Raw genomic sequence first — 8,435 nt, 5'->3', positions numbered from 1 at the left:
GCGACGGCCTTCGGGGTGACCTCGGTGCCGCCCTGGAAGGCCGCGTCCCGCAGGGTGAACAGCCAACTGCGGTCGTTCTCGCGGCTCCACGACTCGGCGAGCGCGGGGGCGGCGGCGCCGTTGGCATCCAGGCGGGTCAGACCCTCCGTGACGCCGAGCCTGCTGAGGAGCGTGGCGTCGGCACCGTACGGGTTGAAGTTCTCGGCGGGCGGGAAGGCGAGCGCGACCTTGAGCCGGGGGCCGTTCCCGCCGCCGGAGGACTCCTCCCCGCCCTCGGAGGCGAAGCAGCCGGTGAGCAGAGGGGCGAGCAACAGGCCGGCGACGAACCGGCGACGGCGCGGCAGAAAGCGCATGATCTCTTTCTTCGTGGGGAGAGATTCGTGGGGAATGGTTTCTTCGCGCGGCGCGAACGCTGCGGGCGCGGGGCTCGCGCAGTGGGTCCGTCAGGGCAAGGGGACTTCGAAGTGCACGATCCGCTGCCCGGCGCCTGGTTCCTCGCGCTCGTCGTGGACCACCTTGCCGAGGGACCGCCAGAAGGCCTCGGCGCCGGGTACCGCCGGGTCGGTGTGCAGATAGACGGAGCGATAGCCGCCGTCCGCCGCCGCGAAGTCGAGGAGTTCGCCGACCAGCCGCCGGGCCAGGCCCTGTCGCCGGTGATCGGCGCGCGCGTAGACGCGGCGCAGTTGGGCGGTCTCCCCGGAGGGGTAGCGCTCGGCGAGGTGGCGCGGGTTGGGCGGGTGCGCCGGGCCCCGGGAGTCGAGCGCGGCGGTCGCGGCCACCGTGCCGTCCCGCTCGTCGACCGCGACCAGCAGCGTGTGCCGGTCGGGTGCGAGGTAGAAGGAGTCCAGGTCGATGATGTCGCGGTGCCAGCGCGGTACGTACCCGGTGCCGAAGTCCCGGTAGACGGTGTCGAGCATCACGGACCGCGCGCCGTCGAGGTCGTCGGGGGTCGCCGCTCTTATGCAGTATTCGCGCACTTGCACATCATATGCATTAAGGCTGTGCGGACCCGTCCGGGGTGTCGTCGCCGTGTCCGTCGGAGGTGGCGTCCACACGCCGCCAGGAGCCCTTCCACACCACCCAGACATGGCCGTCCGGCCCGTGGTGCACCTTCAGTCCGTCGACGACGGCGAGCAGCGGCAGGTTCTTGGCGCCGACCTGGTCGCAGGAGTCCAGGGAGACCTTGACGTCGTCGGTGGCCGCCACGGTGATGCCGGTGAGGTCCGCGGTGAGCACGATCCGGCAGGTGTCGGCTGCGCTGCGCGCCAGCAGGCACTTGCTCGCGGAGCGGCCGGCGTCGAGGACCGGAGTGACGAAGGACAGCGGGGCGTCGATCACCCGCGTCACCGCCGCGGCGGCCTCCTCGGCGGCGAGCTCCCCGTCCGCGCGGGAGAAATGGGCGGTGAACTCCATCTCCTGCACCGGCTCCATGAGCCCGCACTCGGTCAGCAGTGGCGGCCCGCCCGACGGAGTGCGTACCGGCGTTCCCACCGCCAACCCTCCTTGGTCAGACAGTTCATGGTCAGTCATACGAACACAGCTGGTGAACATCCGTGCGGACAACGGGCAGAGACGCGGCCCGTGGCTGCGGCCCGTGACCGGGGCAGCACGGCGACCCTACGTCCGCAACACCCCCTTGCACAGGGCATGTTGAGTAAACACAAAGACCAAAAGTCAACCGTTGCAGCTGAAATTCACTGGGTCGAGTGAACTAGATCTTGTGGACGGCGCGGCGTGGATGGTTCCGCCGCGGGCGGGGTAGCTACCGAGATCGAATACGCCCTCCCCTGCAGAGGTGGAGACGACATGTCGCCGGAATCCCAAGACCAGGCCCCCGGGCTGCCCGAGTGCGGCACTGCGGAGTCCGAAGTCCCCACGGCGAGTCCGTACGCCCACAGCTATCCGAGCGGCGGGTTCACCGTCGTCGAGGTGCTGGGCGAGATCGACATGGCGACGGCGGGTGCCCTGGCCGAGCATCTGGACGCCGTGACCGCGGGCCTGGCACCCCAGGTCCTGGTCGACCTCCGCCAGGTCGCCTTCTTCGACTGCTCCGGGCTGCGCGTGCTGTGCCGGGCCGACCGCCGGGCGAAGGAGCGGGGCGGCTCCCTCCGCCTCGTCTCCGACCAGCCCCGCATCCACCGGCTGTTACGCGCCTCGGGGCTCCTCAGCCGCTTCCCGCCCCTGCCGGCACTTCCTCCTCCGTCCCGTCCGGGAAGCGCACCACCACCGCTCCCGCCGCGGTGACACGTGTACCGGCCCGCGCCCGCAGCACCTCGGGGTCGCAGGGCCGCGCCGGGTCGGCGCTCAGTACGACGAGCGTGACCAGGAGATACGGACTCCCCGGGTGGGCGGTCAGCCGCAGGCAAGGTGTGGCGGAGTACTCGCCGTAGGCGTTGGCGCCACGGACCTGTGCGACGGTGCCGTACGACGGGCCGTCGGCCCCGGACCCCTCCCACCCGTACAGCGCCACGACCGCGCTCGTGAGACCGTCCGCCTCCCGGCGCGCCAGCGCCCAACCCGGCCCCGCGGCCTCGGTCAACGGCCCGCTGTCGTCTGCCAGGGCCCAACCCCCTTCGCGTACGACGGCTCCCGGCGGCCCTTCGACGCGGTGGACCCGGATCTCCCAGGGGCCGTGGACCACGCTGGTCGTCTCGATGCGGTGCTCCTCGTCGGAGCCCGGCAGGACCGCCCGGTGCCAGGACGCCGCACGGCGGCCCTCCGCGCCGAGGGGATGGATCCGGCCACGCCTGGAGGCCGCCGTCCCGTCCGCCGTGAGCAGGGCGAGGTGGCTGTCGGGCCCGGTCGCGGGACCGTCCGTGGGGGTGTCCGCAGGGGTGTCGGGTGCCGTGATGCTGGAATACGCGAACTTCGAGTAGTGCGGGCTGTCCTCGGCCTCGGCGGGCGGCGGTGGGAGGCGGTCGCTGCCGTGGTTGACGAGTCGTACGATCCCGTCGGCGGCGGTCGAGTGGAGCAGCCAGCCGGGAGCGGGCAGCGCCAGATACGCGTCCGCCGTGTCCACGGGGCCCGGTTCCTCGGGAGCCGTCCAGACGGGATGGCCGGCGGGGAGCAGCAGGCCGAGGAACGCCTTGCTCGCCCAGTACGGCGAGGCGGGACCCGAGTACCGCTGGGTGACCGGGAGGAAGGGCCGGTACCAGCCCAGGCTCAGCAGTCCCCGTTCGTCGGGCACCCCTCGCTCGGTGAAGTGCTTGAGGGCGCCCGAGGCCAGACGGCGGGTGCGTCCGGGCGGCAGCGGGGTCGCGTCGGCGAGCGCTCCTGCCCACAGCGGGGCGGCCGTCGCGTAGCGGTAGGTGAGGGAGCGGCCCTGGTGGACGGGTGCGCCGTCCGAGCCGAAGAAGTACTGGTGGGTGCCGAGGAACGCGCGCAGGCGGGCCCGGTGGACCTCCGTCAGCGAGGCATCCGCGCGGGGTCCGGCGATGCGCGCCCACAGGATCGGGTACAGGTGCAGGGCCCAGCCGTTGTAGTAGTCGAACTTGCGGCCGTCGCCGTCGGTGTACCAGCCGTCGCCCCGGTACCAGTCCTCCAGCCGCGCCAGGCCGTCGTCGATCTCGGCACGGCTGTGCGGGGCGCCCACGGAGGCGAGGAACTCCTCGGTGACGACCTGGAAGAGCCGCCAGTTGGAGTCGTTCGCCCGGGCGCCGACGAATCCGCCGAGCCAGGCGGCCACCCGCTGGCGTACCGCGTCGTCGAGCCGGTCCCAGATCCACGGTCTGGTCTCGTGCAGGGCGATCGCGATCGAGGCGGCCTCGACCATGGGCTGGGCCCGGTCGGCGATGGGCGGCCAGCGCTCGGCGCCCTCCGGGTCGGTACCGGCGGCGAGTCCGGCCGCGTACCGCTCGATCAGCTCCGGCGGAACGCGCCCGCCGGAGCCCGCGATGCGGCAGGCGGCGAGCAGGAACGAGCGGGCGTACCCCTCCAGGCCGTCGGACCAGGATCCGGCGTGGCCGGGCCGGCCGGGCAGCCGGTACTGGGCCGACTCCCTTGACGCATAAGGGAGCAGGCCGTCCAGGAGCCGGTCGGCCATCGCCTCCCAGTGTGCGCGGGTCCAGCCGGTGACAGGCGAGCGTACGGGGTCGGGGGGCGGCAGGAAGGACGAGTGCGTCGGGTCGGTGAGCGACACATGCGGCGCGGTCATACGGGGGTGGGTCCTCCGTCAGTGGGGGTGGTCGGGCGCCTCGTCGCGCGGCGCCTGCGGGGGCGGCTGGACGCTGTCGCGTACGACGATGTGGGTGCCGAGCAGATGGTGGGCGCCCGCGGCGTGCTCGGGGTCGCGCAGGGCGATGCGTACGGCGGCCCGGCCGAGTTCCTCGGCGGGGGTGCGCACGGTGGTGAGCGGCGGGTTGAAGTCCTCGGCGAGCGGGATGTCGTTGTAGCCGACGACGGAGATGTCGTGGGGCACGCGCAGCCCGGCTTCGGTGATGGCCCGCAGGGCTCCGGCGGCGACCATGTCGTCCCCGGCGAAGACGGCGGTGAAGTCCGGCGTCTCCTTGAGGAGTTGGGCCATCGCGCGATGGCCCGCCGCCCGGCCGAGGCCGCAGTCGACGACGTGGGCGGCCTCGGGTGGCAGGCCGTGCTCGGCGAGTGCCGCGCGGTATCCGGCGACGCGCGCGTCGAGGGCCGTGTTGCCGGGCAGTCCGCCGAGGAACACGATCCTGCGGTGGCCCGCCGAGAGGAGATGGCCCGTGATTGCGTGGGCGCCGGCCTCGTTGTCGAACTCGACGACGAGCGCGGGGATGTCGGGGTCGGGCGCGGGCCGTCCGCACAGCACGAGGCGGGCGCCGGCCGAGTCGAGGGCCTGGGCGTAGTGCGCGACGCGCTCCCGGTAGGCGTCGTCCTCGACGACCCCGCCGACGAGGATGACCAGCCTGGCGCCCTCCTCGCGCATCAACTGCACGAATTCCAGCTCGCGTTGCGGATCCCCGCCGGTGGTGCCGACCAGGCACAGCCAGCCGCGGGAGGCCGCCTCGGCCTCGACGCCCTCGGCGACCTGTGCGTAGAAGGGGCTGGTGACCTGCCGCAGGACGACGGCGACCATCTTGCGGCCGCCGCCGACCAGGGCGCGGGCGTGCGCGTTGGCCACGTAGTCGAGGTCGCGGGACGCGCGCAGCACACGGGCCCGGGTCGACGCGGGCACGGGGTGGTTGCCGCTGAGCACGCGCGAGACGGTGGCCATGGACACGCCTGCCCGCTCGGCGACCTCGCGAATGGTGACGCGTCGCTTTGCCGTCGGCTCCGCCTCTGCCATGTCGTTGCCCATCTCCCCGTGTCTCCCCTCACAACCGCCCGACCTGCCGCGTCAGTTGTTGGCGGCGTAGTCCTTGGCGAACTCCTCGGCCATTCTGTCGCCACCCCGCTGCCGCCAGGTCTTGACGGTGGCGTCCCATTCGGACAGCGGAGTGCGTCCCGCGATGATCCCGGTGGCGGTGTCCTTGAGGAGCGTTTCGAGGGTGGTGCCCTGGGCGGTGAACGTCCGGGACTGGAGCCCGTACGAGGCATTGCGGACCGCGTTCGGAACGGTCTTGACCTGCCAGGCGTGCAGAGCCTTCACCGCGTCGGGCATTCCGGGCACGAACAGTGCCTGGGGTCCTTCGGCGAGGTACTTCAGCGGCAGGTTGGTGTTGTTCTCGACCTGGCCGAGCGCGTTGGGCTCGGGCGAACCGTCCTTGGCCCGGGTGAAGTGGGTACCCTCCACGCCGTAGTGCACGAGTTCCCACTCCTTGCTGCCGAACGGAGCCGCGATGTAGTCGAGGATGCGCAGCAACAACTGGACGCGCTCCTTCTTCGCCTTCTTGACGACGGTGTAGCCGAACGAGCGGCGTGCCCCGACGATCCCGCCGGGCGTACCGCCCACGCTGTACGGCAGAGCGGGAGCGGGCGTGTACTTGCGGCCCTTCTCCAGGAACTTGGGCAGGTAGCCGCCGAATCCGTCCTGCAGCGAGCCGACCGTCCCGTTGTAATAGAGGGCGATCATGTCGATCTGTGAGATGGAGGTGGCGTCCGGGTGGTAGGAGCCCGCCTTGCGCAGCCCGAGCTGGAAGTCGAGCATCTGCTTGTACCGCTCGTCGGCCACGACCGGCAGGAACGTACCGTCGTCCTTCACCGACCAGCCCCGGGCGTGCACACCGTGCGCCGCCGAGTGGAACCCGTCCCCGAACACGGATCCGACCGCGGCCCCCAGGGCGTACTTCTTCCCGCCCGTGCCCTTCTTGGCGACCGCCGCGAAGTCCTGGTCGGTCCACCCCCCCTTCATCCCGGCGTCCTCGAAGTACTCCTCGTTGAGCCAGAGGGTCGATCCGGGCAGCGGGCGCTCCAGCGGAATGCCGTATATACGTCCACCGATCCGGCCCATGTCGCGCCAGGCGTGCGTCGGGATGTTCGCGAGGTTCGGATAGTCCTCGACCGCGTCCCCGGAGAGGAACGGCGTGAGGTCCTCTGCACGCCGCTGCACGAACTGGGCCTCGCGGGGCAGCGCGAACCCGGAGAAGATGTTGATGATGTCCGGGAGTTCGCCCGGATCACCCGCCATCACGGTGGCCATCTTCTTCTGGTAGTCGGTCTGCGAGATGACCGTGTACTCGATCTTCACACCGAGCGCCTTCTCCACGGCCTGCCAGAACTTGTTGGCCGAGGCCGGCTTCGGCGGCGTACCGAACGACACCGACATCACCTTGACGGTGGACCCGTCCCCCGGCGTACGGGACACCGACCGCGCCAGGTCGGCCGGGTAGGAGGTGTAACCGGGCTGGACCCCCTCCGCGGTGGGCGCAAGATCCGGCTTCGGCCCCGCGAAGGCCTTGTACGCGGGCCAGGGCGCAAGCTTCTTGCCCGCGTTGGACACCCCGTCACCTCCCGACTCCGTGGAACACCCGGTCAGCCCGACCGGAGCGGCAATCGCAACAGCACCCACGGCAGCGGTACGCATCAGGGCACGACGGGACAGCGGTGTACTGGACATAGGTGTTCTCTCCCAGCTCTGGAGGACTGGCTTTTCACGGATGACTAGGTGGGACTGTTGAAGCCCGGTGCGGACCGGCGCCCCAAAGGGGCGCGGGGAACTGCGCGACCAGCCACAACCGGCCTGCAGCCGAAGCCCGCCCCCAGCGGAGCGCAACCGCTCAACTCTTGATCGCTCCGGTGAGCACACCCTTGGTGAAGTACTTCTGCAGGAACGGATAGACCAGGAGAATCGGCACCGTGGCGATCACCAGCACAGCCATCTGCACGGTCTGCGGAGCATTCACCGTGCCCTCACTGGTAGCGGTGTCCGTGAGCCCCGACCCGGCCACCACATACGTGCGCAGCACCTGTTGAAGAGGCCAGTGGTCGCTCTCCAGATACAGCGAGGCATAGAACCAGGAGTTCCAGTAGGCCACCGCGTAGAAGAGACCGACGACGGCGAGCGCGGCCTTGGACAGCGGCAGCACGACGGACCACAGCACCCGCCAGTCCCCCGCCCCGTCCAGCCGCGCGGCCTCGTACAGCTCGTCGGGTATCGACTGGAAGAAGCCGCGCAGCACCACGAGGTTGAACACGTTGATGAGCACGGGGAAGATCAGCGACCCGTACGAGTCCAGCAGGCCCAGCTCCTTGACCAGCAGGAAGCTGGGGATCATGCCGGGCGGGAAGAGGAACGTGAACAGGACGAGGAGCAGCACGGGCCGACCGCCGAAGACTCCGGGGCGCGACAGGGCGTAGGCGAGTGTGACCGTGCAGAAGAGGCTGAACAGCGTGCCGACGAGGGTCACGCCCGCGCTGACGCCGAGGGCGTGGGTGACGATGCCGCCGTCGAGTATGTCTCGGTACGCCTGGATGGTCGGTTCGGTGGGCCACAGCACCCAGCCGCCGTTGTCGACGACCTCCTCGGGCGAGGCGAGCGAGGTCGAGAGGATCACCAGGAACGGCACACAGACCAGGAGGACGACGGCCACGAGCGCGACGGCCTTCGCCGCCTGGGTCAGGGGCCTCGGCTTCTCCATCCAGGCGGGCCGGGTTTGGGCGCTCACTTGTAGACCCCCTGTTCGCCGAGGCGATGGGCGACCTTGTTGGCCGCGTAGACGAGCAGGGCGCCGATGACGCCCTTGAACAGGCCCGCGGCGGCCGCGAATCCGTAGTCGCCTCCGACCATGCCCTGGTAGTAGACGAAGGTGTCGATGATCTCGGCGGCCTCGGGGCCGACCGCGTCACGCTGGAGCAGCATCTGCTCGAACCCGACGGAGAGGATGTCGCCGAGCCGCATGATGAGCAGCAGCACGATCACCGGCCGGATCGCGGGCAGGGTGACGTGCCAGAAGCGCCGCCATGGCCCGGCGCCGTCGATGGCGGCGGCCTCGTACTGCTGCTCGTCGACCTGGGAGAGCGCGGCGAGGAAGATGATCGTGCCCCAGCCGGCGTCCTTCCAGATCACCTGGGCGACGGTG

Annotated in this window: 8 protein-coding genes and 1 pseudogene; 1 reads left to right on the top strand and 8 read right to left on the bottom strand. The window is 70.8% G+C overall.

What is annotated here, in order from left to right:
* The 3 genes and pseudogenes from O3Q52_RS43435 to O3Q52_RS43425 all read right to left on the bottom strand — a co-directional run.
* A pseudogene (locus tag O3Q52_RS43435) lies at positions 1-353 on the bottom strand (ABC transporter substrate-binding protein); the annotation flags it as partial.
* Positions 354-443: 90 nt separating this feature from the next.
* The gene (locus tag O3Q52_RS43430) at positions 444-977 is read right to left on the bottom strand and encodes a GNAT family N-acetyltransferase (RefSeq protein WP_269654038.1); all 534 of its coding nucleotides are present in this window, start codon (positions 975-977) and stop codon (positions 444-446) included.
* A gap of 16 nt (positions 978-993) precedes the next feature.
* Complete coding sequence (locus O3Q52_RS43425; RefSeq protein WP_055617634.1) at positions 994-1,491, bottom strand: hypothetical protein; 498 nt, start codon at positions 1,489-1,491, stop codon at positions 994-996.
* 315 nt (positions 1,492-1,806) lie between these two features.
* On the opposite strand from O3Q52_RS43425, the gene O3Q52_RS43420 reads away from it, so the two are divergent.
* The gene (locus O3Q52_RS43420) at positions 1,807-2,244 is read left to right on the top strand and encodes an STAS domain-containing protein (protein ID WP_269654037.1); all 438 of its coding nucleotides are present in this window, start codon (positions 1,807-1,809) and stop codon (positions 2,242-2,244) included.
* On the opposite strand, the gene O3Q52_RS43415 is transcribed toward O3Q52_RS43420, so the two are convergent.
* From O3Q52_RS43415 to O3Q52_RS43395, 5 genes are all read right to left on the bottom strand, one after another.
* The gene (locus O3Q52_RS43415; protein WP_269654036.1) at positions 2,165-4,153 is read right to left on the bottom strand and encodes a DUF2264 domain-containing protein; all 1,989 of its coding nucleotides are present in this window, start codon (positions 4,151-4,153) and stop codon (positions 2,165-2,167) included. The genes O3Q52_RS43420 and O3Q52_RS43415 overlap by 80 nt on opposite strands.
* Positions 4,154-4,171: 18 nt before the next feature.
* A complete protein-coding gene (locus tag O3Q52_RS43410) occupies positions 4,172-5,275 on the bottom strand; it encodes a LacI family DNA-binding transcriptional regulator (protein WP_269654035.1) in 1,104 nt (367 codons plus the stop codon).
* A gap of 39 nt (positions 5,276-5,314) precedes the next feature.
* Entirely contained in the window at positions 5,315-6,973 is a 1,659-nt protein-coding gene (locus tag O3Q52_RS43405; RefSeq protein WP_269654034.1) for an extracellular solute-binding protein, read from the bottom strand.
* Between the two features lie 160 nt (positions 6,974-7,133).
* Entirely contained in the window at positions 7,134-8,021 is an 888-nt protein-coding gene (locus O3Q52_RS43400) for a carbohydrate ABC transporter permease (protein ID WP_269654033.1), read from the bottom strand.
* On the bottom strand, positions 8,018-8,435 hold a 418-nt coding region (locus O3Q52_RS43395; RefSeq protein WP_269654032.1), incomplete at its 5' end, for an ABC transporter permease subunit. The genes O3Q52_RS43400 and O3Q52_RS43395, both read right to left, overlap by 4 nt.

This window comes from Streptomyces sp. ActVer, from assembly GCF_027270795.1.
Taxonomy (GTDB): Bacteria; Actinomycetota; Actinomycetes; order Streptomycetales; family Streptomycetaceae; genus Streptomyces; species Streptomyces umbrinus_A.
The sequence above is the reverse complement of the archived record's forward strand: the minus strand, read 5'-3'. Positions and strand labels throughout refer to the sequence as shown.